The sequence below is a fragment of the Roseibium aestuarii genome, assembly GCF_008477545.1.
In the GTDB taxonomy this organism is placed as follows: Bacteria; Pseudomonadota; Alphaproteobacteria; order Rhizobiales; family Stappiaceae; genus Roseibium; species Roseibium aestuarii.
In genome coordinates, this window is record NZ_VORA01000008.1 from 38,938 (window position 1) to 56,236 (window position 17,299).

Consider the following 17,299-nt stretch of genomic DNA (forward strand, 5'->3'; position numbering starts at 1 on the left):
GGTCTCGTCCCGTGTTGTGGTTCTGCTTCCGACGATGCCGGAGCCTTTGCGGAAAAGGCTTCTTTTGCAGAGGGGCGGCGACCGGGGCGCGCGCGATTTCTTTCTGCTTCCTGCCGGTTGGCGGGGAAAAACTGCCGCTGCGGCCCTGTTGCAGCGCTTGCGGTCTTGATCTTGCCGCCTTCTCGCGGTTCATCGGAGATGTTCTCCTGTAACGGTCCCCGGGGTCGAAGCCGTGATGTCTTCCTGCCGTCCTGTCACGCGCCGCTCGGCGTTGACGCAGCTTGTCCTTGCCGCCTTGTCGGTTCTGCTGGTTCTCGCGCCGGTGTCCGGGGCGCGTGCCCATCCGCATGTGTTCGTCGAGGCCAGGAGCAGGCTGATCGTCGATGATCAGGGGATGGCGCGGTCGGTGGAACATGTCTTCCGGTTTGACGATGCCTACAGCGCCTTTGCCCTGCAGGGGTTCGACGCGAACGGGGACGGCCAGTACAGCCGCGACGAGCTGGCGGAGCTGGCCAAGGTCAACATCGACAGCATGGCGGAGTTCGGCTACTTCACCTTCGGTGACAACTCCCGGGTCGAGCTGGACTTCAAGGCACCCACCTCCAACTACTGGCTGGAGGTCGTCGACGTGCCGATCGGCGACTATTGGGCGCTTTCTCCCGATGATCTGACCGCCATGCGCGAAGATGCGGCGAAATACGGTTCGCCGGTGCTGGAAACGGTCCAGCTTCTCGAATTGCACTTCACGCTGGATCTCAAGGATCCGAGCGACCTGAGCCGGCCCCTGACGCTGGATGTCTATGATCCGACCTACTATGTCGACTTCCGCTTCTCCCGGGCCGCCGATGCCCTCGGCGTCGTGAACGGCCCGGCTGCTTGTACGGTGGAGCGGCGCGATCCGCCTTCGCTCGATGCGGCGACCCAGATGGCGCTCGCCCAGATCGGCGCGGACCAGCGGGATCTGCCGCCCGAGCTGCAGGAGGCGGCGGCGAGCCAGGTCAACCAGATGGTGGTCACCTGTCCGGGCGCGCCGGAAATTGCCACCGCGGCCTCCACCGCAGAGGGAACGGCCGTTTCGTCCCTTGCCGAGGACGAGGGGCAGGAGGCCATTCGCTCGGCGCTGCGGCCCGGCGAAACCACGCCGATGGCGCAGCTGAATGACAGCGCGCCCGCGCAGGGGGCGGCAACGTCTGAAACGGCTGCGGTCACGGCGGAGCGTCCGGCTGCCGTCTCTCCGGGGCTTGGCGACCGGGTTTTCGGCACCCTTGCTCAGGTTCAGGCCGAATTCTACCAGAAGCTCATCGCCAGCCTGCGGGCCTTCCGCAACGAGCCGCATGCGGCCTGGTGGCTGGCCTTCATTTCCTTCGCCTATGGCATCTTCCATGCGGCGGGGCCAGGCCATGGCAAGGCAGTGATCTCCTCCTATGTGATCGCCAACAACGAGACCCTGCGCAAGGGCATCCTCCTGTCCTTCCTGTCGGCCTTCGCCCAGGCAGTGACGGCGGTGGTGCTGGTCGGCGGTCTGGCGGCCATCTTCAATCTCACCAGTCTGGCGATCCAGGACACGGCGCGCTGGCTGGAGATCGGGTCCTATGCGCTGGTGACGGCGCTTGGCGCCTGGCTGCTCTGGCACAAGGGGCTGTCGCGTCTCTTCGGCCGGACCACCGCGCATGGGCATCATCACCACGCTCACGGTCATGACGACCATGATCACGGTCACCATCATCATCACGGCCATTCCCATGCCCATACCCATGGGGAGGGAGAAGTCTGTGCGACCTGCGGCCATGCCCACGCGCCGACGCCCGACATGGTTCAGGGCAGGATGTCGCTGCGCCGGATGATCTCCATCATCCTGGCAGTCGGCTTGCGCCCCTGTTCGGGCGCGCTGATCGTCCTGGTCTTTGCCTTCGGGCAGGGGATGGTGCTGGCGGGCATCGGCTCCAGCCTTGCAATGGCGCTCGGGACAGGGCTTACGGTGTCCGCCCTCGCGGCGCTTGCGGTGTTTGCAAGGGAAGGGGCGCTGCGTCTCTTCGGTGCTGGCAGCGTTGCCGCCGGGAGGGCGCTGATGGTGCTGGAGATCGCCGGTGCGCTGGTGGTGCTGCTGATCGGTCTGATGCTTCTGATCGCCACCCTCGGCTGGGGCTGACCTTCTCGCCCCATGGCCTGGAAATGGAAAAGCCCGCCGGTTGGCGGGCTTTTGCCGTTTTGGCGGGAGGCCTGGCTCAGCGGCTGGCCTTTGCGGCCGCGTAGCTTCGGGCGGCATCCCCAAAAGCCTTGAACAGCTGCTGGGACGGCAGGTCGCTGGCTGCCCAGTATTCCGGGTGCCACTGGGTCGCCATGACGTAGCCCGGCGCCTTGTCCACGGTCACGGCCTCGATGGTGCCGTCTTCGGCAGTGGCCTCGATCTTCAGGGAGCGTCCGAGCTCACCGAGGGCCTGGCGGTGCAGCGAGTTCACCTCGATCGGGGCCGGGCCGACGATGCCCGCCAGGCAGCTGCCTTCCGCGAGCTGGATCGGATGGGCGATGCGGAATCGCTCGCTCTGCTCATCGGAGACCGGGGCGCGGTGGTCGTTGCGGCCATCCATGTCCTGGATCTCCGTGTGCAGGGTGCCGCCCATGGCGACATTCAGTTCCTGCATGCCGCGGCAGATGGCAAAGACCGGAATGCCCCGCTCAATGGCGCGGCGAAGCAGGGGAAGGGTGGTAGAATCCCGCTCCGGGTCATAAGGGCCATTTTCCTCCGTCGGGACCTCGCCATAGAGATCGGGAGAGACGTTCGAACGCGATCCCGTGGCCAGAACCCCGTCGACCCTGTCCAGAATTGCATCAAAATCGATGAGTTCGCCGAAGGAGGGCAGGATGACCGGCAGGGCATCGGCAGCCTTCAGGATGGCCTCGAGATAGGTACTGGGGGCAGCGTGCCAACGGTAGCCGTCCATCGGCTTTACGTCGGCGGACACGAGGATCAAAGGTTGAGTCATGGGGTGCATTTCCGGATGGGGCTGGCCAATTTGCGCCGGGAGTGGCGATAATGGCGATATCTTGGGTGGATTTATGGCGTTATTGCAAGGGGCGGACGTGATGACGCAGTCTGCACTTTTGCGCTGCTTTTCATGATCCTTGGCGCAAAAGGGGTGGGGCTTGCAATAACTTTCCGACGACTTTGTTTCTGTGCCTTCCGGCAGATGTTTTGTTCGGATAGAGACAATAGTCCGAAAGTCTAAAATGTGGCGGCAAATGATCCAGATTGAATCGCTGCACTGCAATAACCTCTCCGAAAAATAATAAGCGAACCTTTCTATTTCGGGATTTGCCCAAAAGCTCGGCAGTCTCTTGCGCGGTGGCGTTTTTGCGAGAAATATGTTGCACTTATTCTGCCAATATGTGCAATTTCACGAATGGCGCGTGTCGCCTGAGGTTTCGTAGACATTGCGTGGTTCACGCGCAAATGTGCGAAAGTTGGTTAAGTAACTCTCTGGGAGGAGTTTATGGATCGTCGTTCTTTCATCAAAACGGCTGGCATTGGCGCCGGCGGCGCTGCAGTCGCTTCCACGCTGGCTGCCCCGGCCATTGCCCAGTCCACCGTTGAGCTGACCGTTGTCTCGACCTGGCCGCGCGACTTCCCGGGTCTGGGCACCTCTGCTCAGCGCCTGTGCGCCCGCATTGCGGAACTGTCCGAAGGCCGCATCAACGTCCAGTATTTCGCTGCCGGCGAGCGCGTTGGCGCCTTCGACAGCTTCGATGAAGTCGCCTCGGGCAATGCCCAGGCCTACATCGGCGCCGACTACTACTGGAAGGGCAAGCATCCTGGCTGGTCCTACTTCACCTCCGTTCCGTTCGGCCTCACCTATGCCGAAAACGACGCCTGGATCATGTTCGGCGGCGGTCAGGAACTGTGGGACAAGCTCGCTGGCGAGTTCGGCCTGAAGAACTTTGCCGCAGGCAACACCGGCTTCCAGATGGGCGGCTGGTTCAACAAGGAAATCGAGACCGCTGACGACCTGAAGGGTCTGAAGATGCGTATTCCGGGTCAGGGCGGCGACGTGCTTGCCAAGCTCGGCGCGTCTCCGGTGTCCCTGCCGGGCGGCCAGATCTACGAAAACCTCGTGTCCGGCGCCATCGACGCCACCGAGTGGGTCGGCCCCTGGAACGACTACTTCCTGAAGTTCTACGAAGCCGCCAAGTACTACTACTGGCCGGGCTTCCACGAGCCGGGTTCCCAGCTGGCCATGGGCTTCAACGCCTCCTGGTTCGGCTCCCTGTCCAAGACCGACCAGCAGCTCATCCAGGTGGCCTGCGCCGAGGAAAACGCCAAGTCCATGGCGGAAACCAACGCGAAGAACCCGGAATACCTGGAAAAGCTGCTCAACGAGCATGGCGTGGAACTGCGCGAGTTCTCCGACGAGATCTACGACAGCTTCGGCGAAGCCTCGGAAGAAGTGTTCGAGGAAGTGCGCGATCACTCCCCGCTGGCTGCCGAGATCCACGACAGCTTCGCGAAAGCCCGCAAGTCCATCGGTGGCTGGATGTCGATTGCCGACGTGGCCTACATCAACCAGCGTAACCGCGTGCTGGGCAAGAGCTAAGCGCTCCACCGGAACGAGTTGGCGTGGGGCAGGGGTGTTCAACCCCCTGCCCCATTTGCCTCATGAAGAATACCGGGTCGCAAAGGTCCGGAGCAGGGTGTATTCGGGAGCTCAAACACGATGACCGATTATTGGGGAGGCGCTGGGCTCGTCCGCGCTGTTCGCCTTTTCGGCTGGGTCATGCTTGCCGTAACGGCGGCGTTTCTCGTCAACAATTACCTGAACTACTGGCAAGATCTCCCCGGCGTTGCACCGCTGTTCGGCGGCGCGGCCAACGGTGCGGAGAACATGGGGCTGTCCGTGCTTCAGGCGGGTCTCTACGTCGCAGGTGCCGTTCTGGCCGCAATCTACGTCTTGGGCAGCCGGGACCGCAGCCTGCGCGCCGACAGCGCCCGGATCACCGCCTTCAACGCCTATCTGGTGCGCAGCGTCTTCTGGGCTGTGCTGATCGTGGGCCTGACCGACAGCGTGATCGCCTTCCTGCGTGTCGAGGGCTTCCTTGAGGCCATCGTCGGTTCGGATCTCGCGGGCAACATCTCCAAGTCCCAGTTCCGCGGCGCCTATATCCACATGCCGCTGATTGCCGTGTCCTTCGTGATCGGCGCCTTCACCCGCACGCTCGGCTTCACTTGGCTTGCCCTGCTCGTGGTGGCCGCAGAGCTCATCATCGTGATCGGCCGCTTCATCTTCTCCTATGAGCAGGCCTTCCTGTCCGACCTGGTGCGCTTCTGGTATGCGGCGCTGTTCCTGTTCGGCAGCGCCTACACGCTTCTGGAAGAGGGCCATGTGCGCGTGGACGTGATCTATGCCGGTCTTGGCGACAAGGCCAAGGGCTGGGTCAATGCCATCGGCAGCCTGATCCTGGGCATTCCGCTGTGCTGGGTGATCCTCGTCATCGGCATGGGCGGCAAGCAGAACATCATCAACAGCCCGATCCTCAGCTACGAAACGACCCAGGCCACCTTCGGCCTTTACGTGAAGTATCTGATGGCCGGCTTCCTCGGCGTCTTCGCCGTGACGATGCTCGTCCAGTTCGTCGCCTATCTGATGGATGGCGTGGCCGACCTGCGGGGTGAACCCGGCGGTCGCGACCATTCCTCCACCGCGGCTCACTGACCCCTAGCGCCAGAGATCTAGAGACAAATGGAACTCTTCTTCCTTCTTCTCCTTATCGTGATCATGGCGATGGCGCTCGGTTCGGGCTTCCCCGTCGCCTTCGCGCTTCCCGGCGCGGCGATCATCACCATCGGCATCGCTGCGGCGTCCGGCTTCCTGTTTGCAACCGGCCCCGATGCCTATTTCGCCCATGGCGGTCCCAGCCAGTGGCTGAGCGCCGGGGTGACCAACTTCCGCGGCATCTACTGGGAGGCCGAGCGAGACACGCTGATCGCGATCCCGCTCTTCGTCTTCATGGGCATCATGCTGCAGCGGTCGAAGATCGCCGAAGATCTGCTGGTCACCATGGCGCGCCTCTTCGGCCCGGTTCCGGGCGGTCTGGGCATTTCCGTGGTCTTCGTGGGCGCGCTGCTTGCGGCCACCACCGGCATCGTCGGCGCCACCGTGGTGGCGATGGGCCTCATCTCCCTGCCGGCCATGCTGCGCAACAACTACTCGGTGCCGCTGGCAACGGGCACGATCGCGGCCTCCGGTACGCTGGGCCAGATCATCCCGCCATCCATCGTGCTGATCATCCTGGCCGACCAGCTGGCCAGTGCGGTTGACCAGGCCGGCGGCCTGCGTCAGGCCCTCTACAAGCAGACCACCGGTGAAATCTCCATGCCGTCCGACTTTGGCGTGGTGTCCACCAGTGCGGGGGAAATGTTCCTCGGCGCGTTCCTGCCGGGCATCCTGCTCGTGCTGCTCTACATGGTCTTCATCCTGGGCTTTGCGCTCATCAACCCGAAGTCTGCCCCGGCCGTTCACACGGGCGAGAAGATGGATGCCCGATTCCTCGGCACCGTCTTCATCACCCTGGTGCCGCCGCTGGCCCTGATCTTCCTCGTTCTGGGCTCCATCATCGCCGGCATCGCCACGGTGAACCAGGCCGGTGCGATCGGTGCCATCGGCGCCATGATCATGGCGGGGTATCGCCTGAGCGACGGCAAGAAGGGCACCTATACGCCCGCCGTCATCGGCGTGCTGGGTCTGCTGACCATTGCCGTGGTGGTGGGCTTCTTCGGCTCAATCAACGTCAAGCGCATCGACACCAGCGACGACGTGCTCGGGCTGATCCTGGCCATCATTGCCGTGTCCCTGCTGATGATCTCCATCCTGTGGAGCGGCTGGCGCACGCTGAAGTTCCAGGACACCCTGCGCGGTGTGATGCTGGAAACGGCCAAGACCAGCTGTCTGGTCTTCATCATCCTCATCGGCGCGGCCATGCTGACGTCGTCCTTCCGTGCCTTTGGCGGGGAAGAACTGGTGAAGAACTTCCTGCTCGGCCTGCCGGGCGGCTTCTGGGCCCAGTTCTTCATCGTCATGCTGGTGATCTTCGTCCTCGGCTTCTTCCTCGATTTCATCGAGATCGCGGTGGTCGTGGTGCCGATCGTGGCGCCGATCCTGCTGGCCGACCCGCAGGCGAACGTGACCGCCGTCTGGCTCGGCGTCATGATCGGTCTGAACATCCAGACCTCGTTCCTGACCCCGCCCTTCGGCTTCGCCCTGTTCTATCTGCGTGGCGTGGCTCCGGCGATCGTGAAGACGCTGGACATCTACAAGGGCGTCGTGGCCTTCATCGGCCTGCAACTTCTGGCGCTGGTGATCGTCGGCTTCTATCCGCAGCTGGTGAATTACCTGCCCTACCGGTCGTCGCTGCTGTCGGAAACCGCGCCGCCGCCGCTGAATCCGCGCCTGCAATATTGCATGGAGACCCTGGTCGCCGATGCCTTCCAGACGAACGGGACGGCCATCACCGGTGCGATCACGACCCTGGAAGGTCAGGACGTGAGCTATCTGCCGAAGGGTATCCGCAAGGACCTGGACGAAGCCATCAAGGCCGCACGTGATGCTATGCCGAAGATGGAGGCCATTGTTGCGGCCGAGAAGGCGGTCAACGATGCGGCCGAGGTCTATCGTCCGGTGCACCGTGAGGTGCGGGCGCTGGAACGTGACGCCCATCGTCTCGAGGAGAAGGTCAAGGAACTGAAGGTCCTTGTCTCCCGTTCGGGCGAGGGCAAGGTCTACTCGGAAGCCCAGGGTGAACGGGCCAAGGCCAGGATCGAGCGTCTGGAAGCCCAGATCGCCCAGATCATGTCCGGCGTTCCGGATAGCTGGGAAGAGAAGCACAAGGTCTTTGCCGAGGTGCAGAAGGCTGAGAACACTGCCCGTCTTCAGTATCGCCGGACCGCGGATCAGGCCTTCCAGCCGATCGTGGAAACCCGTGCAATCCTGAAGGGGGCGGATGCCCTGGCCGAGCGCCGGGCCGAGCTTGCCGCTCTGCGGGATGCCCTGCCGGGCATGAACCCGGACGAGGCTCTGGCTCAGGTGGAGGCCCTGCGCTCTTCCATCGGCGAGATCGAGCAAACCTCCGACATCCGCAAGGGTATCACGGATGCCCGCAAGCTCCTGCGCGGGTCGGGCTCCGATCTCGTGGGCGCCCAGGCAGAGCTGGACAAGTCGCTCGCCGCTCTGGACGAGGATCTCGTCTGGCGTGCGCGCGGTGCGGCCGAACTGCTCCCGGCTCTGGAAGCCTATGATGCAGCGGTCGGTTCGACCATCGGCCTGCGCCAGCAGGCGCGCCTGCCGCGGGATGCGTCGCTGGAGGTGGCAGCCTGCCTCTCCAACCACCGGGACATCTCGCTCAACTTCTGAGCGGGACCCACGCAATCATCCTGAGAGGGGCGGAGGAAACTCCGCCCCTTTCCTTTTGTGGCCTGAGCCAGATGGCGGCGCCCTGATTGTGACAACCGGTCGCTGGACAAATTTGCGTTCGGCCGTCAGGGCGGCTTTAATCTGGAATCATTATGATCTAAATGCTGAGCATCAACGTAAGGATTTCAGCGCCCAATGGGTGATCGCGCCGGTCAGCACAGACCTCCGGCGCGGACCCGGACGCACCCGCCATCAAGATACGGATCTCCCATGACCGCGCCTGTGACGCCTTCCGCCGTTTCCGACATGCAGACCATCAAGTTGCCGCAGGACCACCCGCCGGTGAAGGCGGGCAAGATCGGCGTTCTGCTGGTCAACCTGGGCACGCCGGATGACACCGGCTACTGGTCCATGCGCCGCTATCTGCGGGAGTTCCTCTCCGACAAGCGGGTGATCGAGTGGCCGAAGGTGGTCTGGTATCCGATCCTCTATGGCATCGTGCTGATGACCCGGCCGAAAAAGTCGGGCGCGGCCTATGACGAGATCTGGAACAAGGAACTGGACGAGAGCCCGCTGCGGACCATCACCCGCAGCCAGTCGGACAAGCTGGCCGCCGTCTTCGGCGACACGGGCGGTCGGGTGAAGGTCGACTGGGCGATGCGCTACGGTCAGCCCTCCATCCGTTCGCGCCTGCAGGCGCTCAAGGATGATGGCTGCGACCGGATCCTGATCTACCCGCTCTATCCGCAATATTCGGCCAGCACCACGGCGACGGTGAATGACGAGGTCTGCAAGGCTCTGCTCGACATGCGCTGGCAGCCGGCCATCCGCACCGTGCCGCCCTATCACGATGATCCGGTCTATGTGGAAGCGCTGGCCCGTTCGCTCACCGAACATCTGGCGAAGGAAGGCATCGATCCGGACGTGGTGCTGACTTCCTATCACGGCATTCCGCAGTCCTATTTCCGCAAGGGCGATCCCTATCACTGCCATTGCCACAAGACGACGCGGCTTATGCGCGAAGTGCTTGGCTGGGACAAGGAGAAGCTGCGCGTCACCTTCCAGTCGCGCTTCGGCCCGGAAGAGTGGCTGCAGCCCTACACGGACAAGACCGTGGAGCAGCTGGCCAAGGACGGGGTGAAGACCGTTGCGGTGATGAACCCGGGCTTCGTGGCCGACTGTCTGGAAACCCTGGAGGAAATTGCCGGCGAGGCGGGCGAGATCTTCGAGGAAAATGGCGGTGAGCACTTCACCCACGTGCCTTGCCTGAACGACAGCGAACTTGGCATGCAGGTGCTCGAGACGGTCGTGCGACGGGAACTCTCCGGCTGGTTGTAGGCGACAGCGTCGCATTTGACGGTTAGAAAGGGACGCTCGCGTCCCTTTTTTTCTGTCCGCCGTCTGGCGCGCAGGGACCTTTCATTTCCATCCGCGCCTCTGACGCGGATCGCTTTTCCGGGGGAGACCTCACGTGCCCATCGAATTCTTTGGTTTCGACATCTTCCTGATCGCGCTGTTCCTGCTGGTCGTGCTCATCATCCTGGCCGGCATCAAGACGGTGCCGCAGGGCTACAACTACACGGTCGAGCGTTTCGGGCGCTATCAGGCGACCCTCGGCCCGGGTCTCAACTTCATCGTGCCCTTCGTCGACCGGATCGGCCACAAGCTTAACATGATGGAGCAGGTGCTCGACGTCCCCTCCCAGGAGGTCATCACTCGGGACAATGCCACCGTGACGGCGGATGGCGTGACCTTCTATCAGGTGCTGGATGCGGCACGCGCCGCTTATGAGGTGCTCGGGCTGCAGAACGCGATCCTGAACCTGACGATGACCAACATCCGCTCGGTCATGGGGTCCATGGACCTCGACCAGCTCCTGTCGAACCGCGACGAGATCAACGCCCAGCTGCTGCGGGTGGTGGATGCGGCGGTCGAGCCCTGGGGCATCAAGATCACCCGCATCGAGATCAAGGACATCAATCCGCCGCGGGATCTGGTGGATGCCATGGCCCGGCAGATGAAGGCCGAGCGCGAGAAGCGTGCAGCCATTCTGGAGGCCGAAGGCAAGCGTCAGTCTGAAATCCTCAAGGCGGAAGGGGAGAAGCAGGCGCTGATCCTGCAGGCGGAAGGGCGCCGCGAATCGGCCTTTCGGGACGCTGAGGCACGCGAGCGTGCCGCCGAGGCCGAAGCCACGGCAACGCGGCTCGTCAGCGAGGCGATCTCCGCCGGCGACGTGCAGGCGATCAACTATTTCGTCGCGACCAAATATGTCGAGGCTTTCGGCAAGTTCGCGGATTCGCGTCAGCAGAAAACCCTGATCCTGCCCATGGAGGCGACCTCGATCATGGGGGCGCTTGCAGGTATCGGCGAGATTGCGCGCGAAACCTTCGGCGGCGACAAGGGGCCGGGTGAGCGCAGTGCCAGCGTGCCTGCCTCCGGCCGGGTGCCGTCCAGCCGGCCGCAGACGGGAGTGGAATGATGGACAGCGTGATCCTGGAGAAGATCGCCGCCCTGGGAGCCTGGGGCTGGTGGATCTTCGGCGTCGCGCTGCTGGGGCTGGAAATCCTGGCCCCGGGGACCCTGTTCCTGTGGTTCGGGGTTGCCGCCATCCTCGTGGGCGTCGTCGATCTGGTGGTGGACCTGAGCTGGCAGAGCGCCTTGCTGCTCTACGCGGTCCTGTCGCTGGCGAGCTTCTTCCTCGGTCGCATGCTGCTCCGGCGCGGCGCCAAGGCGGAGGGCGGCGACCCGAACCTGAACCGGCGCGGCAGCCGCTATGTGGGGCGTGAGTTCGTGCTCGCCCAGCCGATCCTGCAAGGGGTCGGACGCCTGTCCATCGATGACACGGTGTGGCAGATCACCGGGCCGGATCTTCCCAGCGGGGCTATGGTGCGGGTGGAGCGTCTGGAGGGCGCGCGGCTGGTGGTGGCCGCCGTCTGAGAGGGCAGCCTGACGAAGCGGGCCTGCTCAATCTCAGGGAGAATGCCCCGGCGGGATCGGCGGGGCTTCCGCCTTGAGCAGGATCTCGATCCGGCGATTGGCCGCCAGATAAGGGTCGTTCGGGAACATCGGCTCCGTATCGGCCTTGCCGACAACCGCGAAGAACTGCTCGTCCGGAACGCCATATTCGTTCAGGATCTGGCGGGCCACATTGGCCCGTTCGGAGGACAGGTCCCACCCGGTGTAGGAGGGATCGAGCGACTGGCCCCCGGCGGTCGTGTGGCCGGTGATTTCCACCCGGTTCGGCATCTGGGCCAGAACGGGCGCCATCTTGGCGAGAAGCCGGCGGGTGGTTTCGTAAGGGAATTTCGAGCCTTCGCGGAACATGGACCGGCCGTCCTGGTCCACCAGAAGGATGTTCAGCCCTTCGTCGGTCTCCTCCAGAATGATGTTGGAGGAGATTTCGGTAATCTCGGGCATTTCCTGCCAGGCCTGGCGCAGGGATGCGGCTGCGGTGGCGAACTGGCGCGGCCGTTCGATCTCGGCCTTGGTGGTGTCGTAGGTGTTGGCTTCCGGACCCTGCTTGGTGCGCTGGTCATGGCGCTCGGTGGAGAAGTCGGAATCCATCTCCTGCGGGATCTGGCTGATGTCCTTCATGTAGTCGCGGATCGGAATGCCCTCGACCTCGATGATGCCGGTGCGGCGCGAGTTTTCCTTCACACCGAAGGCTTCGCGCATGGAGCCGGCCACCACCTGAAGCTTCTGCTTGTCCTGAATGGAGAAGGAGATGATGAGCACGAAGAAGCACACGAGCAGGGACATGAGGTCGGCGAAGGTCACCAGCCATTCGGGTGCGCCACCGCCTCCTGCCGCCTTTTTCTTTGCCATGGTCGTGCCTCTCCCTGTGGTGCCGGATCAGGCCGCGTCGGCCAGTTCGGCGCGGGCCTTCTCGGGCAAATAGGCGATCAGCATTTCCTTGATCAGGGCCGGAGACTTGCTCTCGCGGATCTGCAGCACGCCATCGATGATCAGGGTGGTGTTCAGCTCGTCCACGTCGAACTTGGCGTCGAGCTTGTCCACCAGCGGCAGGCAGAGCACGTTGGAAATCAGCGCGCCGTAAAGGGTCGTCAGCAGCGCGACGGCCATGGAGGGGCCGATGGCCGAGGGATCGTCCATGTTCGCCAGCATCTGCACCAGACCGACCAGCGTGCCGATCATGCCGAAGGCCGGCGCACTGTCGCCGAGCGCTTTCATGACGCGCTTGCCTTCTGCGAGACGGGTCAGATTGAGGTCGCGTTCGCGCTCCATGGATTCACGGATGAAATCGAGTTCGTAGCCGTCGGCGATATACTGGACGCCCTTGGCCAGAATGGGGTCGGAGACGTCGACATTTTCCAGGCCGAGCGGACCGGACTTGCGGACGATCTCGCCCAGGTTGGTGATCTCGGCAATCAGGTCGCGGGGCTTGGGACCGGCGCCTGCGAGCGCCACCTTGAAGCCCGTGCCGAAGGCAGAGCCGACGTCGGCCAGCTGAAAGCGGATCAGCGTCGCCATGATGCCGCCGCCCACCACGATCAGCACCGACGGGATGTCGATGAACTGACTGAAGCTGCCGCCCATGAAGATGGCGACCACCACGATGCCGAAGGCGCCTACAATGCCAATGAGTGTCGCGAGATCCATACGAGCCACACCGAGAGAACTGAACTTGGCGGAATCGCCGGTGTGCATCCTAACGGGATCAAGGCTAACCAAATCCTAACCGCCCGCGCAGAATGCGAGAGATCAAGCAGGTTTGATCGCAAATCCTGATGGGGGGCGGGTGAGACTTCGGGTCTCAGGCCGCGCCGATCCGCAGCAGGTCGTGCAGATGGATCAGGCCGGTGGGCTTGCCCTCGTGGGTCACGAAGACGGACGTGATGCCCTTGCTGTTGAGCAGCTCCATGACCGTGCCGGAAAGCGCCGAGGCCTCGATGGTCTTCGGATTGCGGGTCATGACCTCTTCCACCTTCTTTTCCAGAAGGTTGGAGGTGATGTGACGGCGCAAGTCACCGTCGGTGATGACGCCGATCAGCAGTCCGGCATCGTCGATGACGCCGATGGTGCCGAAGCCCTTCTGGGTCATCTGAAGCAGCGCTTCGGACATGGAATGGCCGGCGGCGATCAGCGGCATGGTGTCGCCGGAGTGCATGATGTCGCGGGCGGCCTTCAGGCTGGCGCCAAGGCGGCCGCCGGGATGGAAGACGCGGAAATCCTGGGCAGTGAAGCCACGGGTTTCCAGAAGCGCGATGGCCAGGGCGTCGCCAATGGCCATCTGCAGCAGGGTGGAGGTGGTGGGCGCCAGTCCGTGCGGGCAGGCTTCGGTGATCTTCGGCATCTCCAGCACGATGTCGGAGGCCTGACCGAGGGTGCTGGTGCTCGAGGAGGTGATGGAGACCAGCGGCACGCGGAAGCGGCGGGTGTAGCCGACCAGGCTTGCGAGCTCCTGGGTCTCGCCGGACCAGGACAAGGCGATGACCACGTCATCCTGGGTGATCATGCCCAGATCCCCGTGGCTTGCTTCTGCTGCGTGGACGAAGAAGGCCGGGGTGCCGGTGGAGGCAAGGGTCGCCGCAAGCTTGGTGCCGATGTGTCCGCTCTTGCCGATGCCGGTGAGAATGACGCGGCCGGGGCTGCGCGAGATCAGGGAAACGGTGCGGGCAAAGGGCTTGGCCAGACCGTCATGCAGGGCGGCGCGAAGGGCGGCCAATCCGGCAATTTCCACCTCAAGCGTCCGCTCCGCAGAGGTCAGGCAGGACGACAGGTCATCCATCTCTTCAGGCAGGCGGTCGGCGAGTATGTCGGTCATGGTCATCCTTTGCGCGGCGGGGCCCGCAGTGTCGCGGCCCTATCTACGCCATGAGCCGAGGGGGTGCAAGTTGAGCAAAACTGCGGGTTCCGTCAATGAACAATTAACCATGCTCCGGCACCCTCGGTCCTGAATGTTCAGGATCCGATCCATCCCATGAGACGCGCCGTTTTCCTCGTGATGCCCCTGCTTCTGGTGGCAACGGAGCCTGCCCTTTCCGAGGGCGGGCCGCTGCTGCTGCGCGGCATGTTGCCTGAGGGCGAGACCGCTGGCGCGAAGGCGGAAGAGACGGTCGTGATGACGGGTGCGGCCGGGCTGAGCGGCGTTCTGCCGCCCCCCGCGACGGACGAGGAGCTGCAGGGCGATCTCGCCACCGGCGCCATTCCCGATCCGGATCCCGCCGTCTTTGCCCTGCGCACCTATACGATTCCCCAGGCGGAGGAGGCCGGCACCAGACCTTCGGCTGGTCTTGCCACTGCAACGGGCCTCTCGGGCAGCGGCCGGGTGGTTCCGGTGGCCCGTTTCTCGGAGCGGGTGCAGCGGGTCGAACGCCAGCAGGGACTGGGCGGATCGCCGGCCGACAGCGGCATATTCGACGGGGAGACCCGATTCGATGCCGCAGAGGGCCTGCGGATCGGCTCCTTCACGGTTTTTCCCGAGGTCTCGCTGCGCGGTGGCGTGAGCGACAACGTGGACAGCTCGGTCGCGGGCGAGGCCGGGTCCTTCAGCGTTCTCGAACCGTCCGTCACGGCCCGCTCCAACTGGTCGCGGCATGAACTCTCCCTGCAGGCCTCCGGCTCGCTGACCACCTACTCGGGCGGGCAGGATCCGGATCCCTCGGCGGCAGCGCGCGCGGGCCTGCGTCTCGACATCGCGCCGGGGCTCACCGGCAACGGCGGCCTGGCCTACAGCTATGCGCAGGAAAGCAGTTCCACGGCGGAAAGCGCCGGCGGGGCGGATGACGTGCATCAGGTGACCGCTGACATCGGCCTGGCCCGCGATCTTGGACTGGTCACCGCATCCGGCACGTTCGGGGCGGTGCGCAGTCTCTATTCGGGTGGGGGTGCCGCGTCGTCGGACCGGGACAACACGCTCTACAATGCGGGCCTGCGGCTCTCGGCCAATACGGATGCGGTCTTCCGTCCCTTCATCGCGGGAGACCTGCTCCTGCGTCGACACGACGGGGATTGCGCAGGGACCTGCGATCAGCGCGACAGCGTCGGCTATGACCTGCGGTTGGGCACAAGGATCGACAACGGCTCCAAGCTCTCGGGCGATGTGGCCGCCGGCTGGCGCGCGGAGCATCTGGACGACGCGACGCTGGGCGAGCTGAACGGACTGGTGGCGGCGGCCAATCTGGTCTGGTCGCCAACGCGCCGGACCACCGTGACCGGCGGCCTTGCGACCAGCTTCGAGCCCACCAGCCTGAGTGGGTCGGCCGGGTCGATCATCCATTCGGCGGACGTGCGTCTCGCCCATGATTTCGGCGACCGGCTGGCGGGTGAGGTCGGTGCCGGTGTCAGCCGCCGGTCCTATGAGGGGCTGGGCATCGAGGAGACCACGGTCACCGGTCTTGCAGGGCTGACCTTCGCCCTGACGCGCAATGCGGCCCTGAAGGCCCAGTACACCTACACCGCCTTTTCCTCCAGCGAGGCCGGGCGGGACTATGACGAGAACAGCATCGAGGCTGGCGTGCGGATCCGTCGCTGACGGGGCGCGCCGGTTTCGCCACATTCCCGAGACAGACTTGCGGATCTTCCGCGTCTCGGGCCACAAGAAACAGGTACAGGAGACCTGAATGACGTCACTGGCAGATTTCGGATTTTCGGTGGTTCGTCGCATGTGCGGCGTGTCGCCGGTTCGTGCGGCCGGGCGACGCCGGGGAGTGGATCTTCGGCGGCCGGCGCAATCGCTTGCCCTGGCTCTGGGGCTGATCCTGAGCGGCGAGATGATCCGCCCCGCTGCGGCCGATCCGGGGTTCGACCGGTTCGTGCGGGATCTCTGGCCCCAGGCCAGCGCCGCCGGCATTTCCTCCACGACCTACAATCACGTATTCACCGGCATGGATCCGGATCCGGATACCCTGCGCCTGATGGAGGCCCAGTCGGAATTCGTGAAGCCGGTCTGGGACTATCTGTCGAGCGCGGTCTCCGATGACCGGGTGAAGCGGGGACGTGAGCTTCTGGACGAATATGCCACGGTGCTGAGCCGCATCGAGGCGCGCTATGGCGTCGATCGGGAAGCCATTCTTGCCATCTGGGGCATGGAAACCAACTACGGCACGTTCAAGGGCCGACACAACGTGATCCGGGCTCTTGCGACGCTGGCCTATGCCGCGCCGCGCCGGGGCGACTTCTGGTCCAAGGAACTGATCAAGGCGCTCGGCATCGTGCAGGCAGGTCATGTGCGCTACGAGGACATGGAAGGCTCCTGGGCCGGGGCCATGGGTCACACCCAGTTCATGCCCACGAGCTGGCAGGCCTATGCGGCGGATTATGACGGTGACGGCCGTCGCGACATCTGGACCTCGGTGCCCGATGCGCTGGCCTCCACCGCGAACTATCTGGCCGAGCATGGCTGGCAGACGGGCAAGACCTGGGGCTACGAGGTCGCCCTGCCGCGCGGTTTCGACTATCGCTTGGCCGATGAAAGCACGACGCTGTCTCTGGGCGAATGGCGCCGCCATGGCGTGATGCGCGCCAACGGCAAGGAATTTCCCCGTCCGCAGGACGACGCGATCCTGGTGATGCCCGCCGGGGCGGGCGGTCCGGCCTTCCTGATGCTGCGCAATTTCTACGTGATCAAGCGCTACAACAATGCCACGGCCTATGCCCTAGCTGTGGGGCATCTGTCTGACCGCATCATCGGCGGCGGCAGTTTCCACGGCGACTGGTCGCGGGAATATCTGCCCCTGTCCAAGGCAGAGACCAAGGAGCTGCAGGAAGAGCTGAACCGGCGCGGCTACAACGTCGGCTCGGCCGACGGGCTGGTCGGTCCTGCCACGCGCAAGGCCATCCGGGCCTATCAGAAAGCCCTGGGCCTTATTCCCGACGGCTATGCATCCGTGGTACTTCTGGCCAGAATGAAGCTGGATGGCTGATCCGGAAGACCGGAT

General features: G+C 64.1%; 13 protein-coding genes. 9 read left to right on the forward strand and 4 right to left on the reverse strand.

Features of this window, described 5'->3' with window-relative positions; all coding sequences use genetic code 11:
* Positions 1 to 235: 235 nt before the first annotated feature.
* On the forward strand, positions 236 to 2,149 hold the full coding sequence (locus FR728_RS18200) for a HoxN/HupN/NixA family nickel/cobalt transporter (RefSeq protein WP_149894191.1): 1,914 nt from the start codon (positions 236 to 238) through the stop codon (positions 2,147 to 2,149).
* 76 nt (positions 2,150 to 2,225) lie between these two features.
* Here the strand turns inward: FR728_RS18200 and FR728_RS18205 are convergent, their stop codons facing one another.
* Complete coding sequence (locus FR728_RS18205) at positions 2,226 to 2,984, reverse strand: gamma-glutamyl-gamma-aminobutyrate hydrolase family protein (RefSeq protein ID WP_149894192.1); 759 nt, start codon at positions 2,982 to 2,984, stop codon at positions 2,226 to 2,228.
* Positions 2,985 to 3,491: 507 nt separating this feature from the next.
* Between FR728_RS18205 and FR728_RS18210 the strand changes: the two genes are divergently transcribed.
* The 6 genes from FR728_RS18210 (at position 3,492) to FR728_RS18235 (ending at position 11,336) form a co-directional block, all read left to right on the forward strand.
* Positions 3,492 to 4,589: a TRAP transporter substrate-binding protein gene (locus tag FR728_RS18210; RefSeq protein ID WP_149894193.1), complete on the forward strand. Its 1,098-nt coding sequence runs from the start codon at positions 3,492 to 3,494 to the stop codon at positions 4,587 to 4,589.
* A gap of 120 nt (positions 4,590 to 4,709) precedes the next feature.
* Entirely contained in the window at positions 4,710 to 5,705 is a 996-nt protein-coding gene (locus FR728_RS18215; protein ID WP_149894194.1) for a TRAP transporter small permease subunit, read from the forward strand.
* A 27-nt stretch (positions 5,706 to 5,732) separates the two neighbouring features.
* Positions 5,733 to 8,399 carry a TRAP transporter large permease subunit gene (locus FR728_RS18220; protein WP_149894195.1) on the forward strand — a complete coding sequence of 889 codons (2,667 nt, stop codon included), beginning with the start codon at positions 5,733 to 5,735 and terminating at the stop codon, positions 8,397 to 8,399.
* Between the two features lie 270 nt (positions 8,400 to 8,669).
* Positions 8,670 to 9,737 carry a ferrochelatase gene (hemH, locus tag FR728_RS18225; RefSeq protein WP_149894196.1) on the forward strand — a complete coding sequence of 356 codons (1,068 nt, stop codon included), beginning with the start codon at positions 8,670 to 8,672 and terminating at the stop codon, positions 9,735 to 9,737.
* A gap of 133 nt (positions 9,738 to 9,870) precedes the next feature.
* Positions 9,871 to 10,878: an SPFH domain-containing protein gene (locus FR728_RS18230; protein WP_149894197.1), complete on the forward strand. Its 1,008-nt coding sequence runs from the start codon at positions 9,871 to 9,873 to the stop codon at positions 10,876 to 10,878.
* Positions 10,875 to 11,336 (forward strand): NfeD family protein, encoded by a 462-nt coding sequence (locus FR728_RS18235; RefSeq protein WP_149894198.1) that lies wholly within the window; start codon positions 10,875 to 10,877, stop codon positions 11,334 to 11,336. The genes FR728_RS18230 and FR728_RS18235 overlap by 4 nt, the downstream gene beginning before the upstream one ends.
* A gap of 33 nt (positions 11,337 to 11,369) precedes the next feature.
* On the opposite strand, the gene FR728_RS18240 is transcribed toward FR728_RS18235, so the two are convergent.
* From FR728_RS18240 to FR728_RS18250, 3 genes are all read right to left on the reverse strand, one after another.
* Positions 11,370 to 12,224, reverse strand: a complete 855-nt coding sequence (locus FR728_RS18240; protein ID WP_149894199.1) for a flagellar motor protein MotB — start codon at positions 12,222 to 12,224, stop codon at positions 11,370 to 11,372.
* Positions 12,225 to 12,251: 27 nt separating this feature from the next.
* The gene (locus FR728_RS18245; RefSeq protein ID WP_149894200.1) at positions 12,252 to 13,019 is read right to left on the reverse strand and encodes a motility protein A; all 768 of its coding nucleotides are present in this window, start codon (positions 13,017 to 13,019) and stop codon (positions 12,252 to 12,254) included.
* A 154-nt stretch (positions 13,020 to 13,173) separates the two neighbouring features.
* Positions 13,174 to 14,184 carry a KpsF/GutQ family sugar-phosphate isomerase gene (locus FR728_RS18250; RefSeq protein WP_208998917.1) on the reverse strand — a complete coding sequence of 337 codons (1,011 nt, stop codon included), beginning with the start codon at positions 14,182 to 14,184 and terminating at the stop codon, positions 13,174 to 13,176.
* Positions 14,185 to 14,340: 156 nt separating this feature from the next.
* Here FR728_RS18250 and FR728_RS18255 point away from each other — a divergent pair, with 156 nt between their 5' ends.
* Together FR728_RS18255 and FR728_RS18260 are read left to right on the forward strand one after the other, a co-directional pair.
* Positions 14,341 to 15,894, forward strand: a complete 1,554-nt coding sequence (locus FR728_RS18255; protein ID WP_149894202.1) for an outer membrane beta-barrel protein — start codon at positions 14,341 to 14,343, stop codon at positions 15,892 to 15,894.
* A gap of 88 nt (positions 15,895 to 15,982) precedes the next feature.
* Complete coding sequence (locus tag FR728_RS18260) at positions 15,983 to 17,284, forward strand: lytic murein transglycosylase (RefSeq protein WP_244304748.1); 1,302 nt, start codon at positions 15,983 to 15,985, stop codon at positions 17,282 to 17,284.
* Positions 17,285 to 17,299: the final 15 nt, after the last annotated feature.